The sequence below is a fragment of the Methylomonas sp. MK1 genome (assembly GCF_000365425.1).
Lineage (GTDB): Bacteria > Pseudomonadota > Gammaproteobacteria > Methylococcales > Methylomonadaceae > Methylomonas.
The window spans coordinates 915,289-933,047 of sequence record NZ_AQOV01000001.1 but is presented as its reverse complement, the minus strand read 5'-3'; the positions used below and the strand labels follow the sequence as shown (position 1 = coordinate 933,047).

Annotated in this window: 10 protein-coding genes and 1 pseudogene; 9 read left to right on the top strand and 2 right to left on the bottom strand. The window is 48.8% G+C overall.

The genetic code is table 11. The annotated features are described in order from the left end of the window. The first annotated feature begins 388 nt into the window (after positions 1 to 388). The 4 genes from G006_RS0104300 to G006_RS0104285 all read left to right on the top strand — a co-directional run bounded on the left by G006_RS0104300 (position 389) and on the right by G006_RS0104285 (position 8,953). A complete protein-coding gene (locus G006_RS0104300) occupies positions 389 to 2,374 on the top strand; it encodes a TonB-dependent receptor plug domain-containing protein (RefSeq protein ID WP_020481934.1) in 1,986 nt (661 codons plus the stop codon). Positions 2,375 to 2,437: 63 nt separating this feature from the next. Beyond that, a complete protein-coding gene (locus G006_RS0104295; protein ID WP_020481933.1) occupies positions 2,438 to 2,977 on the top strand; it encodes a YfiR family protein in 540 nt (179 codons plus the stop codon). Between the two features lie 64 nt (positions 2,978 to 3,041). After that, complete coding sequence (locus tag G006_RS0104290) at positions 3,042 to 8,063, top strand: response regulator (RefSeq protein WP_235048823.1); 5,022 nt, start codon at positions 3,042 to 3,044, stop codon at positions 8,061 to 8,063. 29 nt (positions 8,064 to 8,092) lie between these two features. After that, positions 8,093 to 8,953, top strand: coding sequence for an HDOD domain-containing protein (locus G006_RS0104285; protein ID WP_020481931.1), 861 nt, complete (start codon positions 8,093 to 8,095; stop codon positions 8,951 to 8,953). Positions 8,954 to 8,982: 29 nt separating this feature from the next. Here G006_RS0104285 and G006_RS0104280 read toward each other — a convergent pair whose 3' ends face one another. Continuing rightward, a complete protein-coding gene (locus G006_RS0104280) occupies positions 8,983 to 10,302 on the bottom strand; it encodes a PepSY-associated TM helix domain-containing protein (RefSeq protein WP_020481930.1) in 1,320 nt (439 codons plus the stop codon). A 258-nt stretch (positions 10,303 to 10,560) separates the two neighbouring features. Between G006_RS0104280 and G006_RS0104275 the strand changes: the two genes are divergently transcribed. The 3 genes from G006_RS0104275 (at position 10,561) to G006_RS27565 (ending at position 13,473) form a co-directional block, all read left to right on the top strand. Continuing rightward, a complete protein-coding gene (locus G006_RS0104275; protein WP_020481929.1) occupies positions 10,561 to 12,858 on the top strand; it encodes a DNA internalization-related competence protein ComEC/Rec2 in 2,298 nt (765 codons plus the stop codon). A 106-nt stretch (positions 12,859 to 12,964) separates the two neighbouring features. After that, positions 12,965 to 13,279, top strand: a complete 315-nt coding sequence (locus G006_RS0104270; protein ID WP_235048822.1) for a PilZ domain-containing protein — start codon at positions 12,965 to 12,967, stop codon at positions 13,277 to 13,279. 11 nt (positions 13,280 to 13,290) lie between these two features. Next, positions 13,291 to 13,473, top strand: a complete 183-nt coding sequence (locus G006_RS27565; RefSeq protein ID WP_081607884.1) for a CstA-like transporter-associated (seleno)protein — start codon at positions 13,291 to 13,293, stop codon at positions 13,471 to 13,473. A 167-nt stretch (positions 13,474 to 13,640) separates the two neighbouring features. On the opposite strand, the pseudogene G006_RS27560 reads toward G006_RS27565, so the two are convergent. Continuing rightward, positions 13,641 to 14,407 (bottom strand): annotated as a pseudogene (locus G006_RS27560) (IS5 family transposase). A 600-nt stretch (positions 14,408 to 15,007) separates the two neighbouring features. Here G006_RS27560 and G006_RS0104255 point away from each other — a divergent pair. Together G006_RS0104255 and G006_RS0104250 are read left to right on the top strand one after the other, a co-directional pair. Then, positions 15,008 to 16,552, top strand: a complete 1,545-nt coding sequence (locus G006_RS0104255) for an MBOAT family O-acyltransferase (RefSeq protein WP_235048821.1) — start codon at positions 15,008 to 15,010, stop codon at positions 16,550 to 16,552. A gap of 7 nt (positions 16,553 to 16,559) precedes the next feature. Continuing rightward, positions 16,560 to 17,705: a hypothetical protein gene (locus G006_RS0104250; RefSeq protein WP_020481924.1), complete on the top strand. Its 1,146-nt coding sequence runs from the start codon at positions 16,560 to 16,562 to the stop codon at positions 17,703 to 17,705. The last annotated feature ends 54 nt before the right edge of the window (positions 17,706 to 17,759 follow it).

Here is a 17,759-nt window from a genome sequence, read left to right as displayed (position 1 = left end):
AACGATTCCACACCATTTCCCTCCGGCCGAGTCGGCGCAACTTTTCCGGCTTGGCCGAGCAGGGTCCCTCCATCCCGCGCCTGACACATCATCTGTCCGAATTCGATAATTGAACTAGACTTGCCCACAACTCAAAAGAATCTCGAAACAGTCATTTCACACTAACTTTTATGTTTAACCCGGCCCGCAAATATTGCCGTTCCCGAAAATTCAGATTGGATTGGCTTCTCTTTGTGTTCCATACGCCTACCCAAGCTGTGAGAACCTCCGTCGCCATTGATTAAAGGCTGGTTGATAGTCAAAGCCACTTACCGGAATCGGAATCTAACCGTCCGGAATGACAGGTTAATAGACATTGGATTACTCAAATCGCTGCTGATAAACCCCTATGAAAAAATATATTGCCGGATTTTTATTGTTGACTGGTCATGTCTGCGCCTTGCAGGCTGCATCCGAAGACGTACTTGAGCTAAATGTGGAAGATTTGCTGAATGTTGAAGTCACTTCAGTTTCCAAGAAAGCCCAAGCCTTAAACGATTCTGCCGCGGCGGTATTTGTGATTACTCACGATGATATCAAACGCACTGGAGCAACCAGCATTCCTGAAGCATTGCGTATGGCTCCGGGTCTTGACGTGGCGCGTATCGATTCGAATAAGTGGGCGGTCAGTTCTCGGGGCTTTAATGCCCGTTTCTCCAACAAGTTGCTGGTATTGATCGATGGTCGCAATACCTACAGCCGCATGTTTTCCGGCACCTATTGGGAAAACCAGGACGTGATGATGGAGGATGTCGAGCGGATTGAGGTGATTAGAGGGCCTGGTGCAACGCTGTGGGGTGCGAACGCGGTAAATGGCGTGATCAACATCATCACCAAGCACAGCTCGAAAACACAAGGCGGTCTGGTGGCGGCGGGCGGCGGTACTGAGGAGCAGGGGTTTGGTGCGTTTCGCTATGGCGGCAAACTGGGCGAGGATACCACTGGCCGGGTTTATGCGAAGGGGTTTAAACGCGATCAAAATACCAATGCGCAAGGCCACGGCGCCGGCGACGATTGGGACAAAGTACAGGGTGGGTTTCGCATAGATTCTCAGCTGTCGTCAGCGGACGAACTTAAATTTCAGGGCGATCTTTATCACAGCCATCTCAATCAAGTGTTGTCTAAGCCCAGTATTTTAGCGCCCTACAGTACAACTTTCCGTGATAAAGCCGAAGCTTACGGCGGCAATATCATGGGGCGCTGGCAGCACACGTTTTCCACCCAGTCCGACATATCCCTACAGTTGTTTTACGACTACTATCGACGCAATGAGGAGTGGATGTCCGAGGGGCGGGATACGTTTGACTTGGATTTTCAGCATCGCTTCGGCTTGTTTGATAGCCATGAATTGATTTGGGGGCTGGGTTACCAACTAACCTCGGATCGCCTTGAAAGTAGCACTATATTCAGCATGTCTCCTGCCCACCGGAAAAATCAGTTATTCAGCGCATTCGTCCAGGATGAGATGGAATTGATAGACCAAACGCTGTGGCTGACCTTGGGCAACAAGTTCGAACATAACGATTTCACCGGTTTTGAAGGCCAGCCCACCGCCAGACTGATGTGGGCACCGGCTCTGAATCATCGGCTTTGGGCCGGAGTATCCAGAGCGGTGCGCACACCTTCGCGCGGCGAAGCGAATATGCGCTTGACGACGGCGGTTGTGCCGCCGTCGTCGCCATTTTTTATCCCGGTGGAACTAGCCCTGCAAGGCAATAGAAACTTGCGCAGTGAAGACGTGATTGCCTATGAAGTGGGCTATCGCACCACCATGATCAAATCCGTATCTGTGGACGTGACGGCGTTTTACAACGATTACGCGCACATGCGCGACGCTTCCCAAGGCGCCGTATATTTCGATCCTATTCGCGGTGTTTTGGTCCAGCCTTTGCCGTTTAGCAATAATTTAAAAGCCAAGACTTATGGTGTCGAAGTCTCGACTGTTTGGCAAATGCTGGACTGGTGGCGGTGGGACGCCAATTACAGCGTGCTTAAAACCGAAGTGCCGCAAACCGCAATGGCGGTGGTGGGCATCAGTCCGCAGCAGCGCATGAATTTACGCAGTGCGGTGAATATACGGCCGGATTTGGACTTTGATGTTTGGTTTCGCTACGTCGGCAACAATGCCGCAGCAACAGCTTCCGGCAACAGTTACATACCCGATTATGTGACTATGGACGCGCGCTTGGCCTGGCGTCCCGAACCTGATCTGGAAATATCATTGGTAGGTCAAAACTTATTAACTAATAGTCACTTGGAGTATCAACAGGAAAACTTGATACTGCCGACATTTATTGATCGGGGTATGTACGGCAAAATCAGTTGGAATTTCTAACGCCGCTGGCAGGTAGACTATTTTGCATATTTTCTATTTAATTGGATTGTTGTTGCGACGGATATGCAAAACGCAATAAAAATTTATCTGTTGGCATTAATGTTATTTAGTTCAAGCGCGTCTTGCGCGGCGCCGTTGGCGCTTGAGCAATATACGGTATTGGCAGCGTTGACGCTTAATTTTGCCCGTTTTACGCAATGGCCGGAGCAGGCGTTTGCCAATTCCGGCAATAACCTGCAGGTTTGTTTGGTGGGGGACAATGCATTATTGCAATCTTTCGATTCAATTAGCGGTAAAGCGGTTGGGGATAGAGTGATTAAAATAATTAATTCGGATAAATTACGTAATTTAAGTCAATGTCATATTCTGTTTTTAAGCGAATTATCCAATAGTGTTTTGTCGCAAGTTTTTTTAGATACCAGGCAGTTCCCGGTGTTGACGATAGGTGAAGAAGCTGATTTTATTGGATCGGGAGGCATGGTGGCTATGGTGAATACCGATGGAAAAATACAGTTACATATCAATCTTCCCATGGTTAAAAGTTCGGGGCTAACGATTAGTTCCAGCCTTCTGCGCTTAGCGAAAATTGTCGGCGATAATTAGGAGAGATAATCGCATGTTTAAATGGTTTAATAATGCGCCTATCAAGATAAAGCTAGTATTTATTATGACTTTGATCGCTGTGTTGACGCTATTTTCGGCAAGCACTGCGATTGTTGTGAATGAATATTATGCCAAAAAGAAAGATACCGAGCAGCAGCTGGTATTAATTGCCAATATTATTGCATCGAATATTTCAGCGGCACTAGTTTTTGAAGATACTGTGTCGGCTAATACTATGCTGAATAGTATGAAAACCCGCGACAGCATATTAAATGCCGAATTATACGATAAGCAAGGCAAGTTATTTGCCGACTATCACTCGCAAAAACTCGGTGTTAGTCATTGGGATGCGGAAAAAGCTTCCGCGCTTTTAAACGATGCGCAATCCATTCCTAGCTCTGAAAGCGTATATGGTTTTATAGGCGAAGTTTTCGTTGATTGGTATGAGAACTTGTTTCCTACCAATAATATTGTCGGTAAGGCTGGCGAAAAAAACGTATTCAAATACGATGAGGAAAATAATCTGCATTTTGTCCGTTCGATAGAACTGGATGGCGACGTGGTGGGTGTATTGCATTTGGTGGATGACCAAAGCGGCTTCTACGCCATATTAAAAGCGTTTTATTCGACTATGGGTTTGATCGTGGTGTTTACAATGATCTTAATCGGTATTTTAACCACCAAATTGCAGCAAATTTTTTTGGCGCCCTTACTTAAACTGATGGACGCGATGCAATCGGTGGGTCATGAGAAGAGTTTTTCGCATCGCATTAACAAGACCAGCAACGACGAATTCGGCGATTTAGCCGATGTGTACAATGCCATGCTGGCCGAAATCCAGTTCCGAGACGACCAACTGGCCATGCATCGCAATTCTTTGGAGCAACAGGTTGTCGAACGTACCCAGCAATTGGAAGAAAAAAATCAAGAACTGAGTATCAGCATCGCCGAAGCGCTATCCGCTAAAGAACAAGCCGAACAAGCCAGTAAAGCCAAGTCGCAATTTTTGGCAACCATGAGCCACGAGATCAGAACGCCAATGAACGGCGTGTTGGGCATGACCGAGTTGTTGATGTCATCCGGTTTGGACGACAGGCAACGCCGATTTGCCGATACCGCCTACCGTTCCGCCAATTCGCTATTAAGCATCATTAATAATATTCTCGATTTTTCCAAAATCGAAGCCGGCAAATTACAGTTGATCGTTCAGGAATTCGATCTACGCCGCTTATTGGAAGACACCGTGGAAATGATGGCGGAGCAAGCCCACCGTAAAGGCCTGGAATTGATATTGAATCTTCCGCACCAAATGCACTTTATTGTGCAAGGCGATGCGGAACGATTACGGCAAGTGCTGGTTAACCTGCTGAGCAATGCCATCAAGTTCACCGAAGAAGGCGATGTGCAGCTTAAGGTGAGTTTTCCGGAAAATGCGGCGCGCGATAAAGTCAGATTATTATTCGAAGTCATCGATACCGGCATAGGGGTTGCCGCGGAGCGCCAGGCGGAAATTTTCGATAGTTTCACGCAGTCCGACGGCAGCATAACCCGGCGCTATGGCGGTACCGGTTTAGGTTTGACCATTTCCAAGCAATTAGTCGAATTAATGGGCGGTAGTCTGGGGCTGGAAAGCAATATCGGCCGAGGTTCCCGGTTTTACTTTGACTTAGAATTGGGGTTGGGCATCCAGACCAACATCGAACGTGCCGATACCAGTGCTTTGGAAGGTCTGCACATCCTGGTAGTGGATGACAATGCGATAAACCGCGACATACTCCACGATCAAGTTTCGCTATGGGGCGCCCATGTCACGACCGTCGATAGCGGCCCCAGGGCGCTGAAGCTATTGGTCGAGGCGGCTACTTTAAATAATCCGTTTCAAGTAGCTCTGCTGGATTGGCATTTGCCGGTCATGGACGGCTTGACGCTCGCTAAGGCCATTCAACGTGACCAGCGTATTCCCAAACTGCCGTTGATCATGCTCAGCTCTGAAAATGTCAGCATTAAAACCGGCCTGACCCACGAATACGGCATCAGCTTTTATTTGAACAAACCGGTTTTCCAACAACGCCTGCTGAATTGCTTGCTGGAAATCGCCACGTTCGCACCCGTGGAGCAAATGGTGCCTTCCGCCGTTACGCCGGAGCAAATTAGATTTTCAGGACGCATTTTGGTGGCTGAAGATAACTTGGTCAATCAGGAAGTGGTGAAAAGCTTTTTGGAAAGCATGGGCTGCACCGCGGAGGTGGTAGCAGACGGTCAGGAAGCGCTGCAAGCAGCCTGCCGGCGTCGGTATGACTTGATTTTGATGGATTGTCATATGCCGGTTATGGACGGCTTTTCGGCAACGACCAAAATTCGCGAGCATGAGCAAGCCACGGCCTCGACCAGAGTTCCCATTATTGCTTTAACCGCCGATGTGCAAAAAGGCATACACGATCAATGTGAAATGGTCGGAATGGACGGCTATTTAAGTAAACCGTTCAGCAAGGAACAACTGCGCCAGCTGTTGCTAAATTGGCTGCCAAACGCCGCGGATAATGTACTGGAGCGGGCGCCGCTGGAATATCAAGACGCAGTAATGTCAGACAACTGCACCCCCGGCCCGATTTGCCAGGCCGATCTGGCTCAGCTTCGGGATATTTACGATGCGAATGGGGTAAGTTTATTAAACAAAGCCATAGCACACTATCTGCAAACCGCGCCGGAAACAGCCGAAAAACTTAGACAAGCCGCTATCGATGGGCAGGCGGATTTGTTAGGCGATATGGCTCACGCCCTCAAATCGTCCAGCGCCAATCTGGGTGCCAGGGACTTGTCCAAAACCTGCCGATTACTGGAAGCTGTCGGCCGCCAAGCAGATCTTGCAGCAATTCCGGCACTGCTGGCGGAATTCGAGGCGCAATTGCCGGCGGCTTTAGCCGAGTTGCGCGCTATTGCCAATGCCAGCACAGCGCAGCCCGATGTGCCGCAAGCCAGGATTGATAAGCGAGTAGCCGACCTGTCGCTGGAAGCCAAGCGAATTTTACTGATAGACGACGATCCAAACTTCAGATTGATTACCGGCGAGCAGTTAAAAGCCTCGGGATTTGAGGTTGTAGAGGCCGAGAGTGGAGAAGCGGCACTACTGTTGTTGGAGACGGCTATTCCGGATCTGGTCATAGTGGACGCGATTATGCCCGGTATCGACGGTTTTGAAACCTGCCGGCGCATGTCGGCCAACCCCGCCATGACCGATGTCCCCATCATTATGTCTACCGGATTGGAAGACATCGAATCGATAAATCGGGCATTTAAGGTGGGCGCTACCGACTTTATTATCAAACCGCTTAACCATGTGGTGTTAATCCATCACATCCGTTTTTTACTGCGCTCCAGCCATGACACCGCGGAATTACGCAACAGTAAGCAGCAACTTTCCGCCGCGCAACGCATCGCCGGTTTGGGTTACTGGACCTGGGATCCGAAGCAAGATAAATTCGAAATCTCGCCGTTTCTAGCGGAAATGTGCCAAATGCCGGCCGACTATTTTCGGGGAGAGCTCAGCAACTATTTAAATTTAATCGAGGCCGCGGACCGCAAAATAGTGCAGACCTTGATAGAGGCCGCTGCCCAGGGCGAACAGGTAGAGTATGTGGAGTACCGGTTGCGGCCGGATCTCGAAAACCCAATCAGCGTCCGTCAGGATACGGCCATGATCAGCAGCGGACAGCACAGTTTTGTCACCGGGACGGTTCAGGATATTTCCAAGCAAAAGCAATCGGAACAAATTATCCACCAGTTGGCGTATTTCGATGAGTTGACCGGTCTGGCCAGCCGTGTGCATTATCACAAACGTATTCAACAGACCATCAAAGTCTCGGCGCGCGGCAAGCTGGAGTTTGCGTTTTTATTCCTGGATCTGGACGAGTTTAAGTATGTCAACGACAGCTTTGGGCACAACATCGGCGATCAGTTCCTGAAGGCCATAGCCCAACGCATTCAAAGCGTGGTGCGCGAAGAGGATTTTGCCGCGCGATTGGGCGGCGACGAATTTTGTATTATCGCCAGCAGCATTACTGACGAATTTCAGGCCATGGAAATTGCCGAACGTTGTTTGCAGGAAATCAACCGGCCTTTAATTCTGGACACCCACCATTTAAAGCCCCGTGTCAGTATCGGTATTGCTATTTATCCAAAAGATGGCGAGAACGAGCACGACCTGATGAAAGCCGCCGACACCGCCATGTACTCAGCAAAAAGTGCCGGCAAACAGCGCTACGCTTACTATCGGCCGGAGATGACGGGGCTGGCAATTAAGCGGATGCAAGACGAGCAAACTTTGCGGGATGCGCTGGAGCATCAGCAGTTGCAATTGTATTACCAGCCCCAGGTAAGTATGTTGGATGGGCGAATGATAGGTATCGAAGCCTTGGTGCGCTGGCGACATCCGCTGCGCGGTTTGCTGGGGCCCAGCGAATTTATTCCTTTGGCCGAGGCCTTGGGTTTGATCGGTAAAATTAGCGACTGGGCTATTCAACAGGCTTGCGAGCAATTAATCGCTTGGCAAAAACAAGGGTTGCCGTTACTCACTACGGCTGTCAACGTCTCGGCAAGTCATTTCCGCGATCCGCAATTCCCGTTTACGTTGCGGGAAATCCTCAAACATACGCAATTGCCGGCTCACTATTTGCAAATCGAAGTCACGGAAAGTGCCATGCAAACTGCCGCAGACCTGGAGATTTTTAAAAAACTCAAGGGGATAGGGGTGAAAATCGCGATAGACGATTTCGGTACCGGCTTTTCGTCGCTGGCGTCGCTGAAGCAGTTGCCGGTGGATTGCCTGAAAATCGACCGCACCTTTGTTCAGGATGTGTTGTTCAATCCGCAAACCCCGATCCTGCTCGGTACGATTATAGGCATGGCTAACGCGATGAATTTCTCGCTGGTGGCGGAAGGCGTCGAGACGATAGAGCAAGCCATGGTGATGAGCGGTTTGGGCTGCCAAGTGGTGCAAGGCTATTTGTTTAGCCAACCTCTGACCGCCGCCGAAGTGCCGGCCATGTTTGACAAAGATTTCCGGCTGGAATTTATTCGGGCGAAATAAGCCCCCTAACGACAGACAAGTAAACGATTATGACTGATCTTGAATTGCCGGAACGGTTTGCAGATATTAAGCGGCTACCTTCTTTGCCGCATGATGTTCATCAAGTCGTTAAAGCCTTGTCCGACGACAATCTGGATTATGCCCGGTTAGCCAAGATTCTGGCGGGGCATGCGACTATCTCGTCCCGATTGATTGCCTTGGCCAATTCGGCCTGGTTTAACAACTCCAGCGAACCGGTGACGTCATTGGAAAGAACCTGTTTGAAACTGGGTTTGAATATTGTCCGGGGCGTCGGTATAGGTTTGTCGGTGATGAAGCCGTTTAATGTCAGGGATTGCCGAAGTTTCGATATTAAACGCTATTGGATCAGTACCATGCTGGTGGCGCACGCTGCCCGTGCGCTGGCCGACGAGCTTGCGGCGGAGCGAGGCCAGGAGCAATTGGCGCAAACTGTGCACACCGGCGGCATACTGCACAACATCGGCTTGCTGTGCATGGCCGACATCATGCCCGAAGAAACTCACCAGGCCCTGCGTTTTAAGCAAGCCAATCCCGAATTGGATTTGAATCAAGCCCTACGTAAATTGCTGCATACCGATTATTGCGAAGTAGGGGCGCATCTGACTCTCTCCTGGGGAATACCCGAAGCGTTGGTGGCGATTATTCGGTACCATCGTAACCCGGGTTATCAAGGTAGCTATTGGCGGCAGGCGGCTTTAGTCGGCGCTGCGACGCAAATGGTAGGTAGTGTGTTCGACAATAAAGAGATGTGGCCGGTCTCGGCGTTCGAGAAACTGGCCATCAGCCCGGCTTGTCAGGCTGAAATATTTGCCGACCTGCAAACTCAATATCTAAAAACTCAGGAATTAGCAAAAGTGCTGTTTCGTTAAGAAGTGTCTCAGAGACAAGCCCTACACAACTACTTTAGTCTTTTTATCTGCCTGATTCGGCCGTACATCTTTTGCAAAAAGCTGTTTGCAGCAGGGATCACAAACCTAATAATTGCCTGGGCCACGCGTCTTAATGCCGCTATGCAAGCAGTGGTTGCCGCGCCAGTGGCCCGTGCTAGGTCTACTTCTCGATCCGCAACAAAGCCATGCCGGTACAACCAATGTATTAATCCGCTTAAAAACAGGCATGTCGGCGTCAATCCCACAAAAAACCACAGCAAACGGCCGCTTTCGCCAAAGGCTTCGCCGGTATGGAGTGGCCAAAGCCAGGTAGTAAATGTTTGCCCGGCCGAGAATTTGTTGGGGTTTTGCACATCGCGAATTTGCCCGCTCCAGCGGTCCACCCAGACCGTAGTGAACGGATGGTGTTGATTGATCTCGTTGAGTTGTCGTAAATTGATCCGATACGTCCCCAACTCGCCAACCGGTGTGGTAATCCGCCGGACTTCCGAACTGGGAAACGGGCCGCGCGCCACTAAGATTGCTTCCGACAGACTGGTCGGCCGGTCATTGGGTATGGCACTGCTGCGCACATTGGGTCCGGCGTCACCATGTCCCATGCCGGACGCGGCGGTCAGGTTTTCCAGCAGGGTAGGATAAGCCAGATGAAAACCGGTAAAGGCCAGCAAGATTAAAAATCCCGCACTTGCTACTCCCAGTAGGCGGTGTAAATCAAACAACAGCCGCATCAAACCAGCGTTTTGACGTACCGAAAAGGAGCGGGGCAATGCTCGCCAGCCTGGCCACCACAAGTACAAGCCGCTGAATACCGACAACATTAATAAACCGCCCAAAACCGCCAGTGCATTCCGGCCAAAACCGTCCAATTGTAGTTGGGTGTGTAAATCCAACAGCCAGGTCGTTAGCGTCTGCCCCCATAGCCGGCTGTCGACAATCTGGCCGGTGTAAGGGTTGACCGAGACCATCAACGGCGCATAAAAAGCGTCCACACTTTCCTTAGGCTTTTCAAACCAGGCGGTGATCATGCCGTCCGGCGCACGCGGCATTTCCAGGGTCCAGGCACCGTGCCGATCTGGATTGGCTGCGCGCACCGCAGCGACGATTTTGTCGGGAGACAAGGCAGGGGTTTGGGGGACATCGACGTGCAATTGCGGGTTGAATAAGCTATCTAATTCTTCCCGGTAAATACTCAAACTGCCGGTCAGCCCAATCAGCGCAAATATCAACCCCAGACTCAGTGCCAGATAAACATGGCACAAGCGCCACCATTTACGGGCATTGAGGATAAAGCGCGGGCGGACAATCAGCGGGTAATGGGTCTCTAGCATTCGGTAAACAGTTGGCGTTTTAGCGACAGTCCGCCTGCTGAGCAGCCGTAGACGCTATCAATTAAAAAACAAAATTTGCCGGGCACGGCAAACGACTATTTTGCAGGATTAATGTAACAACAACCAGCCCGTGACAGCCGTTGCAGGGCGGACAAGTTTAAAAAATCGACTAGACTGCGTGAAATACGTTAGGCGGCGGAGTTTGTTTGGTAGAGACATGAGGTGTTTAATAAAGGATAAAAGCGGGTCGAAGAGGCAATGAATGTGAGCAGTTTGCTATTTCTGGCCGGAATTGTTGCGGTCCAACAATTCAGCCGCTTGCCGAATCTGTTTGAGTTTATCGGTTTAGGTGGTAGCTGCTTGCTGTTGATGTACCGGCGAAATTGGCGATTTTTCGCGTTGCTGGCCGGGGTGTTGTGGGCGAGTATATTCGGCAGCTGGCGGCTGTCCCAACAATTACCCGACGCCTATCAAAACCAGGAGGTGAAGGTTCAAGGCTATATTGCCACTCTGCCGCAACAACAAGGGCAGCGGACCAATTTCGATTTTATTGTCACGGCGCCGTCTGGCGATTTTCCGGATAAAATTCGTCTGAGTTGGTATTACCCGCAATTTAACTTGGCTGCCGGCCAAAGCTGGGAGTTTTACGTAAAACTGCGCAAACCGCACGGCCGCCTCAATCCCGGCGGTTTTGACTTCGAAGCCTGGTTATTTGCCAACCATATTGGTGCGACGGGTTATGTGCGCGACAAACCTGCACCGCAACTAACGCGTATCTCGCCGAGTATCGGTCAATATTTTGCCGGTTGTCGGCAGGCAATTGCTGAGCGATTGGATGCGTCTTTGCCCGGCAGTGCGCAGTTGGGAATCATCAAAGCACTGACCATCGGCAGCCAAAACGCAATCACCCAAGAGCAATGGCAAGTGTTCAGAATCACCGGTGTTGTGCATTTAATTGTGATCTCCGGTTCGCATATCAGTTTGATCTCCGGCCTGATTTACCTTTGGACCAGACGGCTTTGGGCTTGGACCGGGGTGCTGAGCATTTCGCCGCAACGGGCCGCCGCATTGTGCGCTTGGCTAGCCGCGGTGTTTTACGCCGGTTTGGCGGGATACTCGGTCCCAACCCTGCGAGCATTAATTATGCTCAGCGTAGCTCTTGCGGCGATCGCCTGGCAACGTAATATCGCGGCTATGCGAATTTTATTGCTGGCGTTGTTGGCGGTATTGCTGTTCGATTCGTTGGCGGTGTTATCGGTCGGCTTTTGGTTGTCATTCGTGGCGGTGGCATTATTGATTTACGTGTCGGCGGGGCGATTGGGCAGACCCTCGTACTGGCGCGAAGCCGGCGGCGCGCAATTAGCCACAGCAGTGGGCTTATCGCCGTTATTGATCGTGTTTTTTCAGCAGGTATCGTTGATATCGCCTGTCGCCAATTGGTTGGCGGTGCCGCTTATCGGCCTATTGATCGTACCGCCGGCATTGCTGGCGGTGGTGTTAATGTTCATCTGGCCCTCGCTGGGTGCGCTATTGCTACAACTCCTGGACTATGTGCTGCAAGGGTTGTGGTGGGCGCTTTCGCACATGGCCGAACTGCCATTAGCCAGCATCTCTTGCCTCCCGCCGCCTTGGTATGCCATTGGCTTGGCGGCCATCGGAGTGATTTTGTTGTTGGCGCCAAGCGGCTTTCCATGCCGGTATTTAAGTCTCTTACTATTCTTGCCGCTGATATTTGGGACGTTCGAAAAGCCGAAACCCGGCGAAGTCTGGCTGACTGTGCTGGACGTGGGTCAGGGTTTAGCTGCCGTGCTACAAACTGCGGAACATACTCTGGTGTTTGACACCGGCGCGCGTTATTCGGAATATTCCGATATGGGCGATTCAGTGGTTTTGCCGTTTTTACGCGAGCAGGGTATCGCTAGAGTCGATAGCTTGGTGATTAGTCATGGCGACAACGATCACAGTGGCGGCGCGGAGTCGATACTTGCCGAATTGCCTGTAGAAAAGGTCGTCAGCAGCGTTTCGGAATGGGCCGCACGCGAACGCGGGGATTATTGCCGAACCGGACAAACCTGGCGCTGGGACGAGGTAACTTTTACGGTGCTATCGCCGCCGGAAAGCGGATTTGTCGGCGATAACGATAACTCCTGCGTATTACAAGTAAGTAGCGCACGGCAGCGGTTTTTGCTGACCGGCGACATCGAACAAGCGGCTGAAAATTGGCTGGTGCGCGAGTACGGTGATGAGCTTGCCAGCGATGTATTATTGGCGCCGCACCATGGCAGTAAAACATCTTCAAGTCGTGCATTGCTTGAAAAAGTTAATCCCACGCTTATTTTGATCCCCGCCGGTTATCAAAACCGCTTTGGCTTTCCGCACCGGCAGGTTGTCGAACGCTATAGCCAACTTGGCATAGCTTGGTTGAATACGGCCGAGCAGGGCGCTATTTCAGTTCGTAATGGATCTGAAAAGATTCAGCCGATAGCGGAACGAGCGAAACGGCAACGCTATTGGCGGACACCCGTGCCGAATCGGCAGAGTATTGATGTCAGATAAATTTTGCCGTGTCGGCGTTTCTGCCTATACTCTCAGGACCAAAATATGGAGCATTACAGTGGAGAATGAAAACCGTACCAGAATACGTTTTAACCCGGAAGGACTCGTGGCGCACATCATTATCGAACCGCCACCGCCCGGCGGTGAAATCATCATCGACGGTCAGGTCGTCGATATGAGTTACAGCGGGATTAAAATTCGTTTGAAAGAACCCCTGGGGCAAGCGGTGGACGAGGCGGAATTGCGGATTTCTATCATCTTGCCGGAATCGCGGGTGGCGATGTCGATACACGGCAATATCAAACATATCCGCGAAGACCGCGAATGCGGCTTGCAATATAACCCGAACAAACACAGCGAAGACGAATTCGACGATCTGATGTTCGAATGCGTCAAGCTGGCTCCGCAGCGTAAAGATTAATCGGGGGCTTAATGAGCGGGTTCATTCTGTCTTTACGATCATTCTGGCGCCACCTCAACGGCGATGCCACTTATGAACGCTATCTGCGACACTGGCACGAACATCACGCGGAACAGCTTCCACCGTTAAGCCGAAAAGCGTTTTTTGCGGCTGAAACGCAGCGTAAATGGAATGGTGTGAAGCGTTGCTGCTGAATTTAGTTGGTGCTTGAGTTGCTGACGCTAAAAAGTATTCCGACCGCAGTTAACGATTCGATTCGTATACTACTGTCTCAGAAAACCGGTTCAATTCGATCAACTTGTGTTTGAAACAATTTGGGTTCTGCAATTCGGAAGGCAATAAAAAGGCCTAGATAGTGTCGTCATAAGATAGCCACCCAAAGAGCGATACAGCGGATTTGTACGGCGGCCAAGAATGATGCTGTGTTTTTAGCGTAGCGGGTAGCGATGCCTCGCCAGCGTTTAAGGTGTAAGAAAGCGTTTTCCACCAAGTGCCGAAGTCTGTAAAGCTCCCGGTCGTATTCGCGAAGTTGTTTGCGATTTCGACGCGGCGGTATCACAACCGCCATATTGCCCGCTTCGGCTTGGGCGACGATAGCATCGCTGTCGTAACCTTTGTCCGCCAACAGATGCTGAGCATCCAGGCCATCGATCAAGGTTGGAGCCTGTGAACAATCCGCAGTGGTACCTGCTGTAACAAGTATTCTGACCGGCATACCATGCGCATCCACGGCCAGATGTATCTTACTATTGAGCCCCCTTTTGTGACCCCCATGTCCTGGTTGCCACCTTTTGCCCCCGCGGCATGCGGGTGAACCTTGATGTGACTGGCATCGATCATCAGCCATTCATAATCGGGTTCAGTCACCAATTGTTCCAGCAGCGATTCCCAAATGCCTTTATCTCGCCAGCGGCAAAATCGGCGATGAGTGTTCTTCCAATCGCCATAGTCGGGCGGCAAGTCGCGCCACGGCGCACCGGTGCGCAAAATCCAGAAAACGGCATTGATAAACAAGCGGTTATCACGGGCTTTACCGCCCCAGGCACCTTCGCGCCCAGGCAAGCGGGGTTCCAATATTTGCCAGACTCGATCCGATATATCGTGTCGGCGATATGCTGGTTCCACCATCTTTTTCCTTCAAAATTATTGAGATAGAGCAATTATCTCATGATTTTGTGACGACACTATCTAGGTTTTTCAACCCAAGCCTATATAGTCATCCAACCCGCGACCGGCTGATTATAAAGCCTGACAATATAGGCGATAACCCTGTATAGCAATAACTTGCCGGCTTCGCGCATACCAAACTACCTCATTTATATTTAATTCGCAGGTCTCGAATAACATGTACTGGTACAATTTTGCTACAGCACATAGAAGCTTGATAGCCCAGTCATTGATTTAGCAGAGGGCTTCGGAAGGTGTGTAGATTTTGAATTTGATGACATTGGACTCAGGTTGCTTATTTTTGCCACCAACGCCATGTGTACAATATACTGGCAGGTTGGTGAAAACTCATTTTCGGCGTTGAGGGCTCTATGTGTAGTAGCAACGAAGCCACTCTCCCAGTAAATACGAGTTCGATTAAGCAAAATTAGCGTCTGAACTATGGTTTTTCACTAAACTACTAGAGCCGCAGATCAGGTTCTCTGAAGCTTCAGATCTAATGAAACGGATCAATAACCTGGTTACTTTACTCTCAACGATAAAATGCTATTTAATTCCTACATGTTTTTGTTGGCCTTCCTGCCAATCACTCTATTATTGTTTTTTTCGTCTGGAAAACACAACTCAAAGCTTGCGGCGGGAGTATTGTTTTTCGCATCTTTAGTTTTCTATGGATGGTGGGATACACGTTACGTAGGATTATTGCTAACATCAATTGTTTTTAACTTCGCTATAGGACAAAAACTTTCGCATAAAAAATTCTCAAATCGTAAGCCGACACTCATCTTTGGAGTATGTGTCAACTTGGCGGTTCTCGGTTACTTCAAATATGCTGGTTTTTTTCTGGAGACCTTTCGTGTTGTAACTGGAAGTTCATGGGAGTTTCCCCAAATTGTTCTTCCTCTTGGAATATCTTTTTTTACATTTACACAGATAGCTTTTTTGGTTGATGCATATAAAAGTTATGCTCGTGAGTTAAACATAATCCACTATGGGCTTTTTGTGACCTATTTCCCTCATCTTATAGCAGGACCAGTTTTACATCACAAGGAAATGATGCCCCAGTTTAAAAATACCGAAACCTATAGGCCGAAAAGTATTAATTTTGCAGTAGGACTTACAATTTTCATAATTGGATTATTTAAAAAGGTGTGCATCGCCGATACGGTTTCTGGTTATTCCAGTGTCATGTTTGCCGAAGCATCAGCAGGCGGTGAAATTACTTTGGTCTCAGCATGGGCCGGTGCGCTAGCATATTCAGTGCAACTTTATTTTGATTTTTCAGGTTACTCAGATATGGCGATTGGGTTGTCGCGAATATTCGGAGTTACTCTTCCGTTGAATTTTAACTCTCCCTATAAATCCAAAAATATTATTGAATTTTGGCGTAGATGGCATATGACCCTTTCGCGATTTTTGCGCGACTATCTTTATATACCTCTTGGGGGCAGTCGAAATGGATCGTTTGCCCGCTATCGGAATCTATTGGTTACTATGCTTCTTGGTGGCCTTTGGCATGGAGCAGGCTGGACTTTTGTAATCTGGGGAGGATTGCACGGCACATATTTAATTATTAACCATTGTTGGCAAGCATTGCAAATCAAACTAGGATTAAATCTCAGTGAACGAGGACGAATTGCAGCATTCACTGGATGGCTGATCACCTTCGTAGCAGTTGTTATCGCTTGGGTATTTTTTCGTGCACCTGATACGGTCAGCGCAATGCATATCATCAAAGCTATGACTCCTGGTATAGGTAAAATTCTACTTGATGCCAACCTTTACGACATGCTTCACTGGCGAATTAAAGAATACGGACAATCTTTAAATGTAATTAGTTGTCGCTTCACACCAACGGAACTCTCCGCCGAAATTGAAATGTGGATTTGGATCGTAACATTCCTCCTTGGATCGTTCATTATGCCGAATACACAGGAAATTATGCATAACTTTAAACCAGCACTTGATTACGAAAGCGTAAGCACGCCAATTAAATGGTTTCATTGGCGTCCTAATACTATTTGGCTTTGCGTGATAACCATAATGGGTCTCTTAGCCTTGCCTTACACGAACGCTGTTAGCGAATTTCTTTATTTTCAGTTCTAAATCAAGTATGCGCCGTTATGTTATTATTTTGTTAATTAGTTTGTTTATCGGCGGTATAAATCTGGCTGCTTTAGCAGTTTATTTGCAACCCCTCAGTGGAGACTTAACTCGATTGGGATGGTTTTCTGAACGTGACTTTGGTTGGAATAACCCTCAGGTTAATGTCAAGGAGACCCGTTACGAAGTCGGTCCCTATGACCATTACTATGATGTAGTTGTGGTTGGAGATTCGTTCTCGGGAATCAGTACTAAAGAGCGTCCCGTTCCCAAGAGGGAACAATGGCAAAATAGATTGGCAGCACGAAGCAATCTGTCGGTGCTAACAATCGACAAGCATATCGACACGTTTTCGTTTGACGATCTATTTGGGTCGGAAGCTTTCATAAAATTCCCTCCAAAAATGTTAATTGTAGAAAAAGTTGAGCGTACTGTTATCGATCTGTATAAGAATAGCGTTGATCAATGCTCAATCGCTCAATCCCAAAGTTGGCTAAATCCGGTTTTTCCAAAAATCTTACCGAGTGATGTTGAAACAATATCTAGGGTTAGAGATAGAGGCGGACTTCTTGCTAGCTTAAATCCAGGATATGCTCGGACTTATCTTCTAAAAAATATCATTAAATACTTTGGCTATAAAGTTCAAACGATATCCATTCCACTATCAACGGAAAATCTGTTTTCAAGCGAAAAAGATAAAAGCTTATTGTTTTTTCACGTTGATATTGAGAAAGCTAATTGGCGATCGAATGATATTAGTTCAGCCCGTTGTGGAGTTATAAACTTGAGAAAGCGTGCAGAAGCCAACGGGATCACTAAGTTTGTATCGATGATTGCTCCAGATAAACTAACTATTTACGATGGTTATATTGTAGATAAAAAATATACCAAACTAAGTCGCCTTGATGAACTGGATAGTGAAGGATCAATCTCAGACCTTCGGCTTGATAAAGTATTGAAAGAGGCTGTTAGGCTCGGCGGGAAAGACGTTTATTTACCTAACGATACACATTGGGGGGGGATTGGTCATACACTTGTTGCTGAGGCGATTATGAAGTTGTTAGAGCCAGATATTTCACTAAAAACTAGCTGGGTGGCTGATGTTATTGGTTCCAAATACGTTGAAACATTAGCTGTTACTGGACCGATTCCATGAGTTGCTGACTCATGTTACTAACACATTACTAAAACGCTCCACATCAAACGCGAC